The sequence below is a fragment of the Enterobacter sp. 22499 genome (genome assembly GCF_052044815.1).
Lineage (GTDB): Bacteria > Pseudomonadota > Gammaproteobacteria > Enterobacterales > Enterobacteriaceae > Enterobacter > Enterobacter bugandensis.
This window is the reverse complement of record NZ_JBQENR010000002.1, coordinates 463,739-478,961: the sequence shown is the minus strand read 5'-3', so window position 1 is coordinate 478,961 and position 15,223 is coordinate 463,739. Positions and strand designations below refer to the sequence as shown.

13 protein-coding genes, 1 tRNA gene and 1 pseudogene are annotated in these 15,223 nt (G+C 53.0%); 12 read left to right on the top strand and 3 right to left on the bottom strand.

Annotated features, from left to right (window positions below; genetic code table 11):
- Positions 1 to 25: 25 nt before the first annotated feature.
- From ACTJI7_RS10120 to ACTJI7_RS10085, 8 genes and pseudogenes are all read left to right on the top strand, one after another.
- A complete protein-coding gene (locus ACTJI7_RS10120; protein ID WP_440670132.1) occupies positions 26 to 1,168 on the top strand; it encodes a PAAR domain-containing protein in 1,143 nt (380 codons plus the stop codon).
- Positions 1,161 to 1,412 (top strand): hypothetical protein, encoded by a 252-nt coding sequence (locus tag ACTJI7_RS10115; protein WP_100169918.1) that lies wholly within the window; start codon positions 1,161 to 1,163, stop codon positions 1,410 to 1,412. The genes ACTJI7_RS10120 and ACTJI7_RS10115 overlap by 8 nt, the downstream gene beginning before the upstream one ends.
- Before the next feature lie 84 nt (positions 1,413 to 1,496).
- A pseudogene (gene tssF, locus ACTJI7_RS10110) lies at positions 1,497 to 3,251 on the top strand (type VI secretion system baseplate subunit TssF).
- Entirely contained in the window at positions 3,215 to 4,300 is a 1,086-nt protein-coding gene (gene tssG, locus ACTJI7_RS10105) for a type VI secretion system baseplate subunit TssG (RefSeq protein ID WP_234105932.1), read from the top strand. The pseudogene tssF and the gene tssG overlap by 37 nt, the downstream one beginning before the upstream one ends.
- Positions 4,278 to 4,823: a type VI secretion system lipoprotein TssJ gene (gene tssJ / locus ACTJI7_RS10100; RefSeq protein ID WP_049137243.1), complete on the top strand. Its 546-nt coding sequence runs from the start codon at positions 4,278 to 4,280 to the stop codon at positions 4,821 to 4,823. The genes tssG and tssJ overlap by 23 nt, the downstream gene beginning before the upstream one ends.
- Positions 4,823 to 5,278, top strand: coding sequence for a type VI secretion system baseplate subunit TssE (gene tssE, locus ACTJI7_RS10095; RefSeq protein ID WP_234105933.1), 456 nt, complete (start codon positions 4,823 to 4,825; stop codon positions 5,276 to 5,278). Before tssJ ends, tssE begins: the two co-directional genes overlap by 1 nt.
- A gap of 14 nt (positions 5,279 to 5,292) precedes the next feature.
- On the top strand, positions 5,293 to 5,763 hold the full coding sequence (locus tag ACTJI7_RS10090; RefSeq protein ID WP_069733467.1) for a hypothetical protein: 471 nt from the start codon (positions 5,293 to 5,295) through the stop codon (positions 5,761 to 5,763).
- A gap of 60 nt (positions 5,764 to 5,823) precedes the next feature.
- Positions 5,824 to 7,152 carry a VasL domain-containing protein gene (locus tag ACTJI7_RS10085; RefSeq protein WP_234105934.1) on the top strand — a complete coding sequence of 443 codons (1,329 nt, stop codon included), beginning with the start codon at positions 5,824 to 5,826 and terminating at the stop codon, positions 7,150 to 7,152.
- Positions 7,153 to 7,203: 51 nt separating this feature from the next.
- Here ACTJI7_RS10085 and ACTJI7_RS10080 read toward each other — a convergent pair.
- Together ACTJI7_RS10080 and ACTJI7_RS10075 are read right to left on the bottom strand one after the other, a co-directional pair.
- Positions 7,204 to 7,275, bottom strand: a tRNA-Arg gene (locus tag ACTJI7_RS10080).
- Positions 7,276 to 7,350: 75 nt separating this feature from the next.
- The gene (locus ACTJI7_RS10075; RefSeq protein WP_440670136.1) at positions 7,351 to 8,280 is read right to left on the bottom strand and encodes a formate/nitrite transporter family protein; all 930 of its coding nucleotides are present in this window, start codon (positions 8,278 to 8,280) and stop codon (positions 7,351 to 7,353) included.
- Positions 8,281 to 8,595: 315 nt separating this feature from the next.
- Between ACTJI7_RS10075 and mlaA the strand changes: the two genes are divergently transcribed.
- On the top strand, positions 8,596 to 9,348 hold the full coding sequence (gene mlaA / locus ACTJI7_RS10070; RefSeq protein ID WP_041908870.1) for a phospholipid-binding lipoprotein MlaA: 753 nt from the start codon (positions 8,596 to 8,598) through the stop codon (positions 9,346 to 9,348).
- Between the two features lie 44 nt (positions 9,349 to 9,392).
- Here the strand turns inward: mlaA and fadL are convergent, their stop codons facing one another.
- Positions 9,393 to 10,673 carry a long-chain fatty acid transporter FadL gene (fadL, locus tag ACTJI7_RS10065; protein WP_041908871.1) on the bottom strand — a complete coding sequence of 427 codons (1,281 nt, stop codon included), beginning with the start codon at positions 10,671 to 10,673 and terminating at the stop codon, positions 9,393 to 9,395.
- A 372-nt stretch (positions 10,674 to 11,045) separates the two neighbouring features.
- Between fadL and ACTJI7_RS10060 the strand changes: the two genes are divergently transcribed.
- From ACTJI7_RS10060 to fadJ, 3 genes are all read left to right on the top strand, one after another.
- The gene (locus tag ACTJI7_RS10060; protein ID WP_028013973.1) at positions 11,046 to 11,330 is read left to right on the top strand and encodes a YfcZ/YiiS family protein; all 285 of its coding nucleotides are present in this window, start codon (positions 11,046 to 11,048) and stop codon (positions 11,328 to 11,330) included.
- Positions 11,331 to 11,576: 246 nt separating this feature from the next.
- On the top strand, positions 11,577 to 12,887 hold the full coding sequence (fadI, locus tag ACTJI7_RS10055) for an acetyl-CoA C-acyltransferase FadI (RefSeq protein WP_126345370.1): 1,311 nt from the start codon (positions 11,577 to 11,579) through the stop codon (positions 12,885 to 12,887).
- Positions 12,887 to 15,034, top strand: coding sequence for a fatty acid oxidation complex subunit alpha FadJ (fadJ, locus tag ACTJI7_RS10050; RefSeq protein ID WP_063155682.1), 2,148 nt, complete (start codon positions 12,887 to 12,889; stop codon positions 15,032 to 15,034). The genes fadI and fadJ overlap by 1 nt, the downstream gene beginning before the upstream one ends.
- Positions 15,035 to 15,223: the final 189 nt, after the last annotated feature.

Genomic DNA, 15,223 nt, shown 5'->3' with positions numbered 1-15,223 from the left:
CTGAATTCAGCGAAAAGGAAAACATATGCCAGTAAAAGGCTTTTATCTGGTGCAGGGTGACAAAACAACCTGCGGCGGGAGAATTATCACGGGCGCAGAAGATCACACTCTGTTTGGTAAACCTGTTGCCCGGGAACAGGACGGCGTGACCTGCGGTAAATTTGTAGGAATTTACAAGGTAGCCGGTGGCATCGATAACGATATCATTCACGGCAGACGAATGGCCGGGACTCTCGACAGCTACAGTTCATGCCCCTGTAAGGCAAAGTTTATTCCGTCGATGATGGATGATACGTACGAGAAGAGTTCGGCTGGTGCAATTTCAACTGCAGGAGGCGCTGGAAAGACATCGTTTCTGGCTGGCTCACGGGCTGATACGATGTTTGCTCCTGGCAATGATAGTAGCCAGTCTGGTCAAAATGACCTTGCGGGAGTGTGTATTGCAGAACCGAATGAACTAAGTGATGGCGTTTTCCTCTGGACAGAAACCCAAGGTGCAGGACATGTTTTCGTTTCAATACACATTAATAATATGATCCATGTGTTCACCTATGGAAGATATGATCAGGAAGGATTTAGTCCTGTAGGTGAAGGCGTGTTGATTAAATATTCCGGCGAAAGAGCGGTAGGGTTTTACATAAAAGAACTTTATCGGATGAGGGCGTCAGTTTTTAAAATACTGGACGTCGATGAATCCAACACGCTATCAATATTTAATGCTTTATGGGCATCCAGCAGCGTTCACCCTGATGGAAAAAATACTAGTGCGGAAATAAAAGAAGATGGACGCGTTATTGATAGATATAACCTGGCAGTGAACAACTGTACTACAACGTCAGTAACGGGACTTAAAAAAGCAGGTACAGGAATATTTGACGTGAGACTGCTATACTCTTTGGGTTACAGTGAAGACTTTGCGATTCCATCGTCTTTGAATGCTTATCAGCTGGATTTAGCTGTAAATCCAGCTGATATGCGAATAATTAGAATGACTGACGAATTTAAGGGCAACTATCATAACGCTTCAGATTATAAGGAAATTGAAGGTGCAGGCAGCGGTAATGAAACTGCCGGGGCAATAGGCAAAGGAAGTGGGCTCACAGGAAAAGGCTCGAGCGGTTATGCCCCAACAACATTCAGCCAATCCCAGGGAATTGAGAATGATTAAGCGTCTACTGCTAGCTTTTGTGCCTGTAGTTTTGTTTTTACTGGTCAGTACAACAATTCTTTCCCTTTCACTCATGGATATCAAATACACTTTTGAAACCGTGTTAATTGGAACAAGTTTGGATTATTTGGTTGACGAAACCTACTCCATGGTTTGGCTGTTTTATGGTTCTTCGAATATTGCTTTTGTTGTTATTTATATTATCTCTCTTATGGTGTTTAAGCGAGTAAGCAAGAAATATTAGTCGATATTATATCAATAAGTTGCAGGCTGTCATGGCTTCCCTTTATTCCTAACACTGTTAAACATTCAATCATATTGGTTATCTATGGACGACTTAACCCTGCGTTACTACGACGCTGAAATGCGCTACTTGCTGGAAGCCGGCGAAGAATTTGCCCGCGCTCACCCCGAGCAGGCAGCAATGCTCAACCTCGATAAAGCTGGCGCGCGCGACCCGTACGTGGAACGCCTTTTTGAGGGCTTTGCCTTCCTGATGGGGCGATTGCGTGAAAAGCTTGATGACGACCTGCCTGAACTGACAGAAGGGCTGGTCAGCCTGCTCTGGCCGCATTACCTGCGCACCATACCGTCGATGTCGGTGGTGGAGTTCACCCCTTAGTGGCGTGAGATGAAAGAGCAGATGCGCATCGTCAAAGGTTTTGAGGTGAACTCAAGGCCGATCGGTGAGAAGGGCACGCGCTGTCGGTATACCACAACCAAAGAGATTACTCTCCAGCCGTTGTCGCTTGAGCACGTCCGCCTGTCGACTGACCCTGACGGGCGTTCGGTTATTAGCCTGCGGTTTAACTGCAGCCATCTCGCCGACTGGAGCCGTATCGATCTCAGCCAGCTCCCGTTCTACTTCAACGCAGACGCACCACTAGCCTGCGCCATGCATGAAGCCTTTACCATGAACACGGCGCGCCTGTGGTTGCGGATGCCGGGTGATATAGACAGAAGACCGCTTGACGGCTATTTCGCCGTGCTGGGATTTGACGATGATGACGACCTTTGGCCGAAGGGGAGCAGTAGTTTTAGCGGCTATCAGCTGCTGCTGGAGTACTTCACCTTCCGTGAGAAATTCATGTTTACCGGCCTGCGTGGGCTGGAGACCGTAGTCTTTCCGGCTGAACTCCCCTGGTTTGAAATCGACGTGGTGCTGGCAGAACGCTGGGAACATGATTTCAGCTTTACCGAAAAGCATCTGCGCCTGAACTGTGTGCCGGTGATCAACCTGTTCCCGCTGGAATCTGACCCGCTGACGCTCAACTCCCTGCAGACTGAATACATGCTGCGACCGATGCGGGTGCAGGACGGCCATACTGAGATTTACTCTGTGGACTCGGTGATGTCATCCAGCCAGCATACCTACGTGCCATTCTCGAGCTTCCGTCACAAAGGCGGCATGATGCGTCATGAAGCCCCGGAATATTATTATCACACTCGTGTGCGGCGCGGCCCGTCAGGCCTGTACAACACCTGGCTTATTCTGGGCGGCGAAGCGTTTGATAACCACACGGTACCAGAAGATGAAAGCCTGTCCCTGACGCTCACGGGCACAAACGGCCAGCTCCCGCGGCGAGCGCTGCAGAGCACCGTGCTCGATACAGTGATGAAAACGACTTCAGCCAGTATTGCCGTGCGTAACCTGTGTGCGCCGACGCTGCCCTGTTATCCCCCGGCGCAGGATCGCTTTCACTGGCGTGTGCTGAGTCATCTTGGCAGCGGCTTCCTGTCGATGATGGACAATGCCGACGTGCTGCGCGGCACGCTGGCGCTGTACGAGTGGACTGACAGCGAGATGAACCGCCGTCGTCTGGAGGCGATTATCGACGTGAAGCACAGTGAAACGGAACGCTTTGAGCAGGGGTACCTGGTGCGCGGGGTGCAGATTGAGGTGACGCTGGACAGCTACGGCTTTGCCGGGCGTGGCGACATCTGTCTCTTCGGTGAGATGCTAAGCCGCTTCTTCGCGCTCTACACCGATATCTATCTGTTTAACCGCCTGATTATCATTCTGCAACCGACTGGAGAACGTCTGGAATGGCAAGAGAAGCACAACCGCCGTATTCCCGGCTGAGCCCACTGCTGGAGGCGGATCTTCACCGCATTAACTTTTACCGTTTCTGTCAACTGCTGGAGAAGCGCAATCCAGGTAAGCCGTTGATGGGCTCGACCAGCCATCCCGCAGATGACCCGGTACGTTTTGCACCGCACTCGGGGATGGGATTCCCATCCAGTGAGCTAAAGGCTGTCGAGTATGCCGAGGATGATGACAGCAGACCACCGCTCATTCGCACGACCTTTATGGGGATGTACGGTGTCGACTCACCTCTGCCGACGGCCTATCTCGATGATATCACTCAGCGTCGTGAAGGGTATGAAGCGCTGCAGGGTTTTCTGGATATCTTCAGCCATCGCATCCTGACGCAGTTTTACCGCATCTGGCGCAAATACTCCTATCCCGCAACGTTTGAGCCGGGAGGAACAGACAGCATTTCGCAGTCGCTGCTGGGGCTGGTAGGGCTGGGCATACCGGGAACCGCAAACCACATTGCCACCCCGGTGTCCCGCTTTCTGGCGCTACTCGGGGTTCTGCAGCAGCCGGGCAAAACCCAGGAGGGGATGCAGGCCCTGGTGACAATGCTGGCCCCGGATACTCTCGTGAAGGTCAGTCCATACTGCCTTCGACCGGTGGAGGTCAGTCAGCCACTGGGTTTTTACGGTGATGACGATTTTCTTCTGGATGGCAACACCCCACTTGGCGATGAAGCGATGGATGCCAGCAGCCAGCTGCTGGTTGCGCTCGCGACGGAAAACGAACAGGAGGCGCAGGGCTGGAAGCCGGACGGCCAGCTGTATCAGGATTTCCTGGTCATGCTCCGGGTGTACCTGGGCTGGCGGTTCAAGGCCAGAATTACATTGACCACTTCAGTCCGGCTGCTGGCCGTTCCACCGCTGGGCGAAAGCCCTTTCTGGCTGGGAATGAACGGTGTGCTGGGAGTAGAGGGTGATACTCTTTCGGATGAAATACCCGATACCTTTACGACAGAACTGGGTGATTACCGCGGGCTGGAGCCTGCGAAACCGCAACAAGGAAATCGACGTGTTACCTACAAGTTTAATTAAGACCATGCGCTGGCTTATACCTTTTATGGCGATTAGCCTGACAGGCTGCGGCGTGGCGCAGAGCGTCACCGACGGCACCAAATCGGCGTTTAATTCTGTGTTCTATAAAAAGATTAAAATACTGCATCTGGATTTCACTGCACGTGAGGCGCTGAACATTGATGCCCGAGAAAGTAATCCGCTTTCTGAACCAGTCGTGGTGCGGGTTTACCAGCTTAAAGATCGAAAAATCTTTGATAAGACGGTTTATATGCAACTGCTTCAGGATGATAGCAGCATTCTGAAAGACGATATGCTAGCGAGCCGTGATGTCGTGGTAAAACCAGGCGGTGATGCAAGCCTTGATATGCCGATGGAAGAAGCTGCGCAGTTTGTGGCTGTGGTGGGGCTGTTCCGCCATCCGGATGAGGTCAACAGCACCTGGAAGCAGGTTATTAAACGCAGCGACCTGGATCCGGATAAACCGCGTACTCTGGAAGCTGGCGAGAATCATCTGACGCTGCAACCGCTTAAGGACAACTGATGCCCCACGGACATAACACGCCTTCACTGTATGAAATGCTAACCGGAAATTTTTCCGGTGGCCTCAACCTCAACCAGGTGAGTGAAGAAAATCAGGTCATCCTCTCAGTGTTGGATAATATGCAGCGCGTTCTCAACTGTCGCGCCGGCACGCTCGCGCATCTCCCTGACTTCGGCTTGCCCGATATGACGAAAATCCTTCAGGGTATGCCAGGGACGGCCCATGAACTTATGAGCACGCTGTCGACTGTCTTGCTCAAATATGAACCTCGACTGAAGAAGATAGATGTTGTTCTGCTGGACCAAAAAGTTCCATGCGAACTGCGCTATGCCATTGACGCTGAACTCAAGGGGATTGGCCTGGTGCGCTATGGCACTGAGTTTATGCCCGAAGGACGGGTTCTGTTGAGGCACCTCAGGCAACAGCAGTACCTCGATACCACAGCCCGTATTTAAGGCCAGGAAACACTATGTCAGTAAAATCACAATTCATAAAAAAACTGCAGGCCAGTCAACCTTCACCCGTTCCTCCAGTCAGTAAAACTCAGGCAGATATTGCAGCGTTTCGCCTGCGAATGGAGCAACTTCAGCAGCAGATGGATGAGTGGCTCACAGGTACCGGACTGAATGTGAGCACTGTCTCTGCTTCCGTTTCGGACCTGCTGGTGGAGGGAGGGGCTTTTGAGATTTCCGGTATTGTTCTTCGTTATGACAGTCGGGCGGTAAAGTTTATGCCGATCTTTCTGTATGGACAGGGCGTCGCCGGTTGTGTCGAGGTGACTTTCTGTGCCGGGGAAAATGTTATTTCTCAAGGGCGGCTCTTTATGCGGGTAGGGGGGGGAAGTGACTGGATCTTCACTCCCCCAGATACACCATCCCGGTCAGGACAATTATTTGATGAAGGTATTTTTTTCGGTCTGATTTTAGCGCTGTTGCCATAGCGATAACATTATTTCATCAACTGACGAAATCAACTGACACGAATATGCAGGCCCTCCAGAATGACTATAGATATAACGTTAAAAACCGGCGGCGACCCGCGCACGCTTCCGGATTATGCCGCCCTTCGCGATGAACTGAGTAAATTAAGCCATCCCGCTCGACCGGACGTGAACTGGGTATACGTTGAAAAACGCTGCCTTTCATTATTCGAGCAAAACGGTGTTGAGTTGCAGACTGCAGCCTGGTACACCCTCGCCCGTACGCAGCAGTCTGGAGTCGCTGGCCTGAATGAGGGGCTGGCGATCCTGGAGGCTCTGATTAGCCACCAGTGGGAGGTTTTCTGGCCGCATTCGCAACACGTGCGAATGGAAATCCTTAGCAGCCTGAGCCAGCGCCTGCAGCAACTCATGCGTATGCTCACTTTGGATGACAGCAATCTGAGTGAACTATATAACGCTGAAGCGTTGCTTGCCAGGCTGGGGGCGGTGCTCCAGACCCTTGAGCTTAAACACCTCAGCCAGTTCGAGACATTACGAACGGTGATACATTCTAATGCGGCAAGACTGGAAAAAAATCATGGAATGACAGATTCGCATGAGATGAAGCCCGACAGGGAAGCGCCTTTGGAAAAGGATGAACCGATCCAGGCGGTGAAAAGGGTATATGTTGTCCAGCAGAAAAATGAGCCGAACGGTGAGGAACCTGTGATGCCCTCCCGGATTGCCGGGCAGTGGAAGCCCTTTGTCGCCGGGATGTGTTCTGCGCTGGTGGTCTGCGTCGCCGTAGCGTGGGGAGGGGGCTTTCTGTCCAGACCCGATCCCTTAACGACTCAGGCCATTGCCTCGCTGGCGCCGTTACCTGAAGTGCTTACACCTGTTCAGCAAGACGCGTTAACGCAGCGAGGAACGTTACCGTCTACGTTTATCTCAGATACGCAGCAGCAGCTTACACGGCTGGATAAACTGTCTCCTGACTGGAATATTTCCTACAGCCTACAGCTGTTAAAGCAGCTCCAGACATTACGGCCCGAAGAGGCTAACGCGCTGATAATACAGTGGCAAAAAAAGTTTAACGCGACGGCGTTGCCTGTAGACGCAATGAACAGCTGGTATCAGGGGATGATGACGCTTCAGCAACTGAGTGATCGGCTGAGTAGTCTTGATGAGCAAAAAGGAAAATATATAACCGTGAGTGAGCTTAAATCCGTGGTTTTTTCGACTATACAGTCATTTAACCATGCGATACCCGCTGAAGAGCAGCTCAGGCGCCTGTCGCAGTATCCTGCAGGAAGTGCGCTCCCTGAAGCAGAAAAGACCCAACTTGAGCTTCACCTAAAGCAACTGGCAACGCGTTATGCTCAAATAAAGCAGGATGCTTCTGCTCAATGAGTTTTTGCAGCGAACAGACTAATTTGGGTTAAAAACAGAGGAAGATAAAAGTGTCCCCTGCAGGAATCGAACCTGCAACTAGCCCTTAGGAGGGGCTCGTTATATCCATTTAACTAAGGGGACGAGGCGGCACGAGTATAGCGTTATTTACACTTTGCGTTAAGCGCGTTGCCGCCTGACTGCTCAAAGAGTCACCATTCAGGTTGATTTTTTTGCTGCGTTATCCTTTTCTGCCTGCGCCTTAAGCTCGGCTTTGCGTTTATTCGACATGTCGTTACGGATTTGGGCATGGCTTAACAGCGCGAAGATAAACGTTCCGCCGCAGATATTCCCCGCCAGCGTCGGAATGGCGAACGGCCAGAAAAAATCGCTCCAGTGAAGCGTGCCATTAAAGACCAGGTAAAGTATCTCAACGGTACCGACCACGATATGCGTGGTATCCGCCAGCGCAATTAGCCAGGTCATCAGTATGATCACCACGATTTTAGCGCTACCGGCAGAAGGGAACATCCACACCATTGTGGCGATAATCCACCCAGAGATGATGGCATTTGAAAACATTTCGACCGGCGTGTTTTTCATCACATCCATACCGATCTTCACAAATGCGTCCCGGGTGGGTTCATCAAATATCGGCATATATTCAAATGCCCAGGCCGCGATGCCCGTGCCGATGATATTTCCCAGCAGAACCACGCTCCAGAGCCTCATCAATAAACCAAAATTGCCGAGGGTAGGGTTTTGCATCACCGGCAGTACGGCGGTCACCGTGTTCTCAGTAAATAGCTGCTGGCGGGCCATGATGACGATAATAAAGCCGAAGGTGTAGCCGAGGTTCTCCAGTAAAAATCCGCCGGGCACGCCCTCCAGCTGCACATGAAATATCCCTTTAGCAAGCAGCGAGGCGCCCATTGACAGTCCAGCCGCGATAGCTGACCAGAAGAGGGCCATAGCATCGCGCTCCATCTCCTTTTCCCCGTCCTGGCGTATATGTTCGTGAATTGCCATCGCGCGGGAGGGGAGGCGATCCTCATCAATCTCTATCTCCTCCCCGCGCGCTTTCTCCTCGCTTTCAATTTCATGTTCCTCATTACTTTCGCCAATTTTGTCTTCACCCACTTCTTTCATATCTGCTCCCGGAGGTTGATCTTTCTTTTAAGCGTAGCGGCTTTTATCGGGATGCCTGTGGGGATGCTCTTAAATTGGCGGGAATGACAACAAAGGTGATACATCTTGTTCAAAGACATTATAAAATTGCCAGCGAAACGAATTCCAAAAGTCAGGCTATGCTGAGATCAGAGTCACGGTGATTACTGCCCGTAACTGTACTCATAGACATCGGTAAACGTGCTGTTACAATCACTTGCACGTTTTCAGACGGAGCGCCAGATGCTCCGTTACGGATGGCAATCAACGATAGCCATACTGAACAGGGAGATATTTATGAAACTTCGGCTGTCGGCGCTTGCGCTGGGCGCGACGATGCTTGTGGGCTGCGCCAGCTCCGGGGAGCAAACGGGACGCTCCGATCCTCTCGAAGGATTTAACCGCTCTATGTATAGCTTCAACTACAACGTGCTGGACCCGTATGTGGTTCGCCCGGTGGCAGTAGCATGGCGCGATTACGTTCCACAGCCCGCGCGTAACGGGTTAAGCAATTTTACCAGCAACCTCGAAGAGCCTGCGGTGATGGTCAACTATTTCCTGCAGGGCGATCCGTATCAGGGGATGGTGCACTTTACGCGCTTCTTCCTGAACTCCCTGCTGGGTATGGGTGGTTTTATCGATGTTGCAGGTATGGCAAACCCGAAACTGCAGCGTGAACAGCCGCACCGTTTCGGCAGTACGCTGGGGCATTATGGTGTCGGTTACGGTCCTTACGTCCATCTGCCGTTCTATGGCAGCTTCACCGTGCGTGATGATGGCGGCGATATGGTCGATACGCTGTATCCGGTTCTGTCGTGGCTGACCTGGCCGCTGTCGGTGGGTAAATGGACGGTGGAAGGGATTGAAACCCGTGCGCAACTGCTTGATTCAGACGGTTTGCTGCGCCAGTCGTCCGATCCGTACATTATGGTGCGTGAAGCGTACTTCCAGAATCATGACTTTATCGCCAACGGCGGCAAGCTGAAGCCGGAAGATAATCCAAACGCGAAGGCTATTGAAAACGAACTCAAAGATATTGATTCGGAATAAATAAAAAAGGTGAGCAACGCTCACCTTTTTTGATCCCTGCGCGATTAGAACGCGTAGTTGAAGTTAGTACCGAACAGCCAGGCTTTACCTTCAGAGGTAAATTCGTACGGGCCTTCCTTGAAGGTCACTTTCTGGCCATGCATATAAGATACGCCCGCATCGACAGAAGCATTCTCGTTGAACGCGTAGGTTGCACCAGCACTCACCCAGAAGCGGTCCTGATCCGGAATGGAAATGGAGCGCTTATCAGCCGGTACCGGGCTGTCATCGAATGCGATACCGGTACGGAATGTCCAGTTATCATCCATATAATAGGTGGTACCCAACGCAATGCGATAGGCGTCGTGGAAGCTCTCGTCCTTATAGAACAGCGTTTGACCGTTGGTGCCGGTCGCTTTCAGCTCCTGGAACTGGCTCCAGCTGGTATAGGCCAGGCTATAGTGAATAGCCCACTGTGGCGCTACGCGGTTGTAACCGGAGACTTCCCACATTTCTGGCAGATGCAGTGACAGTGAGCCAGGGACAGTTTGACCGGAAGTCCCCCACGGGATAGTGGTACCCGCACCAGGGACCAGGCTATTGACCGGCGTCAGGATGCCGCTCTTGTAATCACCGTCGAAGTCAATTTTTACTTCGGAACGATAGGTCAGGCCCCAGCGGTTGTTTTTGTCCAGCTCGTACAGAATACCGGCGTTCCAGCCATAGCCCCACTCATCGCCCTTCAGGCTGGCAATTTTGTTGCTGTTTTTCGGCAGGCGAGCCGTTTGTTCACCGGCGTAACGCTCAATTTTTGCATCGGCGTAGACGGCATCAAAGCCCAGACCGAAGCTCCAGCTGTCGTTCAGACGATAAGCACCGCTCAGGTTCAGGTTTAGCGTTGTCAGGTCTGTTTTACCGCCGTATTCGCCTGCCGGGTAGTTGTTATTGAACTCGGTAGCAAGGCCATAGTTAGACGTGACGGATGCGCCCCAGCCAAATTGTTCATTGATTGGTGCAACGAAGTGCAGGTTAGGTACCCACGCCGTTGGCGCAATGTTATCTGCTTTCAGGCTCGCACCAGAAGGTGACGTGCCGGAAATGTTGACATCAGGATCGATATACACCGCACCAGCAGAGAAGGTCGGGCGATCGAACATCATGATTAATGCAGGGTTACGGCTTGCGTTACCAGCATCATCAGCGATTGCACCTTCCCCTGAATACGCGCGGCCAAGGCCAGAGGAAGAAAATTCGTTTAGCTGAAAGCCCGCTGACCAGGCGGAAGTAGAGACGATTGCCACTGCGACTGCCAGCGCAGTCTTGTTGAACAGGGTTTTCTGGCTCATGACCATAACCTCATTGAGTTATTTTTATTCAATAATTGTTACATACCGTAACAGGAGCGCGAAGTGTAGGGTCTGAGGTATGACAGACAAATCAGACCAGTGGCCAGAGTATAGGTCCGACCAGCCTGAATGTTGCAAGTTTGTTTATTAATATTTTCAAACATGTTTCTTGAAACGAGATCTGGTTGGCAAAATTGTGACCATCGCGGCTCACCCAAAAGTGTGGTTTTTGTTTTAGATCATTTTTTAGTGTGATATCGGTCACTTATCCGATTTTGCGCCATTAACGGCTGGAGAGAGCCAGCGCTGGGGCGTAAAATATCAGCATCGTGTTTATCTCGCGCGCTGCGCGAATACAGAGGAAATTGAGCTATGAGTAAATGCAGTGCTGATGAAACCCCGGTTTGCTGCTGTATGGATGTTGGCACCATCATGGACAACACCGATTGCACCGCGTCTTACAGCCGTGTGTTCACCAACCGCGCCGAAGCCGAAGAAACGCTGGCCGCGCTGAGCAAGCGCGCGCGTGATGTGGAGTCCGATCCGTGTGAAATCAAATCTACCTTCACAGAAGTGGACGGCGGCGTGAAGCTGGATATCGATTTTGTGTTTGCCTGCGAAGCTGAAACGCTGATTTTCCAGCTCGGTCTGCGTTAATCCTTTTTGCCCGGTGGCGCTTCGCTTGCACGGGCCTACGATCGTGTAGGCCGGGTAAGGCACCGTCGCTACCCGGCAACAAACCGCACAATTGCCTCTGCCATGCAGGGGCATTTTCTTTTTTTTCTCTGTGTTTTACCTCGCATTTTTAAGCTTCCCCGATTGGCTGAATGTAAAAAAATGGTTAAGACTGTTATCAGGTCAGACCACTTTATAGTCATGTAAAATTTTTCACAGGGGAAGGTTATGAGTCAGGCATTACCGTTAATCACCCGACAAGGTGACCGCATTGCCATTGTCAGCGGTCTGCGTACGCCGTTTGCACGTCAGGCGACGGCGTTTCACGGTATACCGGCTGTCGATCTGGGGAAAATGGTAGTGGGGGAGATGCTGGCTCGCAGCGAAATTCCGCCTGAGGTAATCGAACAGCTGGTCTTCGGCCAGGTGGTGCAGATGCCTGAAGCCCCTAACATTGCGCGGGAGATTGTTCTCGGTACAGGCATGAACGTTCATACCGATGCCTACAGCGTCAGCCGCGCGTGCGCGACCAGCTTCCAGGCGGTAGCAAACGTGGCGGAAAGTCTGATGGCGGGCACCATTCGCGCCGGGATCGCAGGTGGCGCCGATTCTTCCTCCGTACTGCCGATTGGAGTCAGTAAAAAGCTGGCCCGCATTCTGGTGGATGCTAATAAAGCCCGCACCACCGGTGCGAAGCTCAAACTCTTCTCGCGTTTACGCCTGCGCGATCTCTTGCCCGTGCCACCTGCCGTCGCGGAATATTCGACTGGCCTGCGAATGGGCGATACCGCCGAGCAGATGGCAAAAACCTACGGCATCACCCGCGAGCAGCAGGATGCGCTGGCGCATCGCTCGCATCAGCTGGCAGCGAAAGCCTGGTCGGAGGGCAAACTCACCGACGAGGTCATGACCGCCTACACGCCTCCTTATCGAGAGCCTCTTACTGAAGACAACAATATTCGTGGCACCTCGACGCTGGCGGATTACGCCAAACTGCGCCCGGCGTTTGACCGCAAGCACGGCACCGTGACGGCGGCCAACAGTACGCCGCTGACCGATGGTGCTGCTGCGGTGATCCTGATGACGGAGTCGCGTGCAAAAGAGCTGGGCATCACGCCGCTGGGCTATTTGCGCAGCTATGCCTTTACCGCCATTGATGTCTGGCAGGACATGCTGTTAGGTCCGGCGTGGTCCACGCCGCTGGCGCTGGATCGTGCGGGGCTAACGCTGGCGGATTTAACCCTGATTGATATGCACGAAGCCTTTGCCGCGCAAACCCTGGCAAACGTGCAGCTGCTGGCAAGCGAGCGTTTTGCACGCGACGTGCTGGGCCGCGCCCATGCCACCGGCGAAGTGGATCAGAGCAAATTCAACGTGCTGGGTGGGTCGATCGCCTACGGCCATCCGTTTGCGGCCACGGGCGCGCGAATGATCACCCAGACACTACACGAACTCCGTCGCCGCGGCGGTGGATTTGGTCTCGTCACCGCCTGCGCGGCGGGCGGCCTTGGCGCAGCAATGGTTCTGGAGGCTGAATAATGGATATGCCATCTGCATTTAATCTGACGGTTCGCCTCGATAACGTCGCGGTTATCACTATTGATGTGCCTGATGAAAAGATGAATACCCTGAAGGCTGAATTCGGCACTCAGGTTCACGCCATGCTTAAGCAGATCCGCGAAAATAAAGCGATTCGTGGTCTGGTCTTTATCTCGGCTAAGCCGGATAACTTTATTGCCGGGGCCGATATCAACATGATCGCCCGAGCGAAAAGCGCGCAGGAAGCTGAAGATCTGGCGCGTCAGGGACAGCAGGTGATGGCTGAAATCAATGCTCTGCCGATTCCGGTTATTGCCGCGATCCACGGTGCCTGCCTGGGCGGCGGGCTGGAGCTGGCGCTGGCCTGTCACAGCCGTATCTGCACTGACGATCCGAAAACCGTTTTAGGGTTGCCAGAAGTGCAGTTAGGCCTGCTGCCGGGATCGGGTGGAACACAGCGTTTGCCGCGTCTGGTTGGGGTTAGCACCGCCCTGGAGATGATCTTAACCGGCAAGCAGCTACGCCCCCGTCAGGCACTGAAAGTGGGGTTGGTTGACGACGTCGTTCCGCACACCATTTTACTGGACGCTGCCGTTGAGCTGGCGCTGAAGGGACGTCAGACAAAACGTCCTCTCCCCGTACGCGAGCGCGTGCTGGCAGGGCCACTGGGGCGCGCGCTCCTGTTCAACATGGTAGGCAAAAAAACCGAGCAAAAAACCAAAGGCAACTACCCGGCGGCAAAGCGCATTCTGGAAGTGATGGAAACCGGGTTGTCGCAGGGCAGCAGCAGCGGCTATGCCGCTGAAGCCAAAGCCTTTGGCGAACTGGCGATGACGCCGCAGTCGCAGGCGCTGCGCAGCATCTTCTTCGCCAGTACTGAGGTGAAAAAAGATCCGGGCAGCGAGGCAGAGCCTGCTCCGCTGCGCGCCGTTGGCGTGCTGGGCGGTGGGCTCATGGGCGGCGGAATCGCGTTTGTTACCGCCAGCAAAGGCAAATTGCCCGTGCGTATCAAAGACATCAGCGCAAAGGGCATCAACCACGCGCTGCAGTACAGCTGGCAGAACCTTGATCGGAAGGTCAAACGCCGCCATATCAAGGCAAGCGAACGTGATAAAACCCTGGCGACGATCTCCGGCACGACGGATTACAGCGGTTTTGCGCACCGGGACCTGGTGATTGAAGCCGTATTTGAAGACCTGGCGCTTAAGCAGCAGATGGTGGCTGACGTGGAGCAGCACTGCGCGCCGCACACTATTTTTGCCTCAAACACCTCGTCTTTACCGATTGGCGATATCGCGGCGAAAGCTGCTCGTCCGGAGCAGGTCATTGGTCTGCACTTTTTCAGTCCGGTCGAAAAAATGCCGCTGGTGGAGGTGATCCCGCACGCCACGACCAGCCCGCAGACCATCGCCACCGTGGTGAAGCTGGCGAAAAAACAGGGTAAAACCCCTATTGTGGTCGCGGACAAGGCTGGCTTCTACGTCAACCGTATTCTGGCACCCTATATCAACGAAGCGATGCGGCTGCTGACGGAAGGGGAGAAAATCGAGCACGTCGACGAGGCGCTCGTAAAGTTTGGCTTCCCCGTCGGTCCAATCCAACTTTTGGATGAGGTGGGAATAGACACCGGCACTAAAATTATACCTGTGCTGGAAGCGGCTTATGGCGATCGTTTTACCCCGCCTGCAAACATTGTTTCTGCAATTTTGAAGGACGATCGCAAAGGCAGAAAAAATGAACGCGGTTTCTATCTTTACGGCGCGAAAGGGCGTAAAAGCAAGAAACAGGTCGACCCTTCGGTTTATGGGCTTATTTCGGCCACCGGTCAGGGAAGACTGTCTGCCGTTCAGTGCGCAGAACGTTGCGTCATGATGATGCTCAATGAAGCGGCGCGCTGCTTTGGTGAACAGGTGATCAAGAGCGCACGCGATGGCGACATCGGCGCGGTATTTGGTATTGGTTTCCCGCCGTTCCTTGGCGGCCCGTTCCGTTACATGGATACGCTCGGTGCGGGTGAAGTGGTTGTCATTTTGCAACGTCTGGCCTCGCAATACGGTCCGCGGTTTACACCGTGTGACGAATTATTGCAGATGGCGGAGCGGGGCCAGACATTCTGGCCTGCAAGGGAAACTGATTTCGTAAACTGAAGTCAAAGAAGGGTAAATCCTGAGGTGAATGAACCTGTTCTGGCGATTTTGTAAACAGAGATTGACTATACTTACGCCATTGAGGTAAAAAACAGCGTTTCATTCACCGAATGGATCAGGCACAATGCCCGGCCATCGGGTTTTCTACCTCAGAGCATTAATCGCGGGTAGTTAACGCCGGTGATTCTG

What these genes read in the sequence shown, in the direction of transcription:
- ACTJI7_RS10075 (WP_440670136.1), bottom strand. Translation starts at nt 8,280, where the DNA reads ATGAAAGAAGTGGGTGAAGACAAAATTGGCGAAAGTAATGAGGAACAT.
- fadJ (WP_063155682.1), top strand. Translation starts at nt 12,887, where the DNA reads ATGGATATGCCATCTGCATTTAATCTGACGGTTCGCCTCGATAACGTC.
- ACTJI7_RS10120 (WP_440670132.1), top strand. Translation starts at nt 26, where the DNA reads ATGCCAGTAAAAGGCTTTTATCTGGTGCAGGGTGACAAAACAACCTGC.
- ACTJI7_RS10115 (WP_100169918.1), top strand. Translation starts at nt 1,161, where the DNA reads ATGATTAAGCGTCTACTGCTAGCTTTTGTGCCTGTAGTTTTGTTTTTA.
- ACTJI7_RS10090 (WP_069733467.1), top strand. Translation starts at nt 5,293, where the DNA reads ATGTCAGTAAAATCACAATTCATAAAAAAACTGCAGGCCAGTCAACCT.
- fadI (WP_126345370.1), top strand. Translation starts at nt 11,577, where the DNA reads ATGAGTCAGGCATTACCGTTAATCACCCGACAAGGTGACCGCATTGCC.
- fadL (WP_041908871.1), bottom strand. Translation starts at nt 10,673, where the DNA reads ATGAGCCAGAAAACCCTGTTCAACAAGACTGCGCTGGCAGTCGCAGTG.
- mlaA (WP_041908870.1), top strand. Translation starts at nt 8,596, where the DNA reads ATGAAACTTCGGCTGTCGGCGCTTGCGCTGGGCGCGACGATGCTTGTG.
- ACTJI7_RS10060 (WP_028013973.1), top strand. Translation starts at nt 11,046, where the DNA reads ATGAGTAAATGCAGTGCTGATGAAACCCCGGTTTGCTGCTGTATGGAT.
- tssG (WP_234105932.1), top strand. Translation starts at nt 3,215, where the DNA reads ATGGCAAGAGAAGCACAACCGCCGTATTCCCGGCTGAGCCCACTGCTG.
- ACTJI7_RS10085 (WP_234105934.1), top strand. Translation starts at nt 5,824, where the DNA reads ATGACTATAGATATAACGTTAAAAACCGGCGGCGACCCGCGCACGCTT.
- tssE (WP_234105933.1), top strand. Translation starts at nt 4,823, where the DNA reads ATGCCCCACGGACATAACACGCCTTCACTGTATGAAATGCTAACCGGA.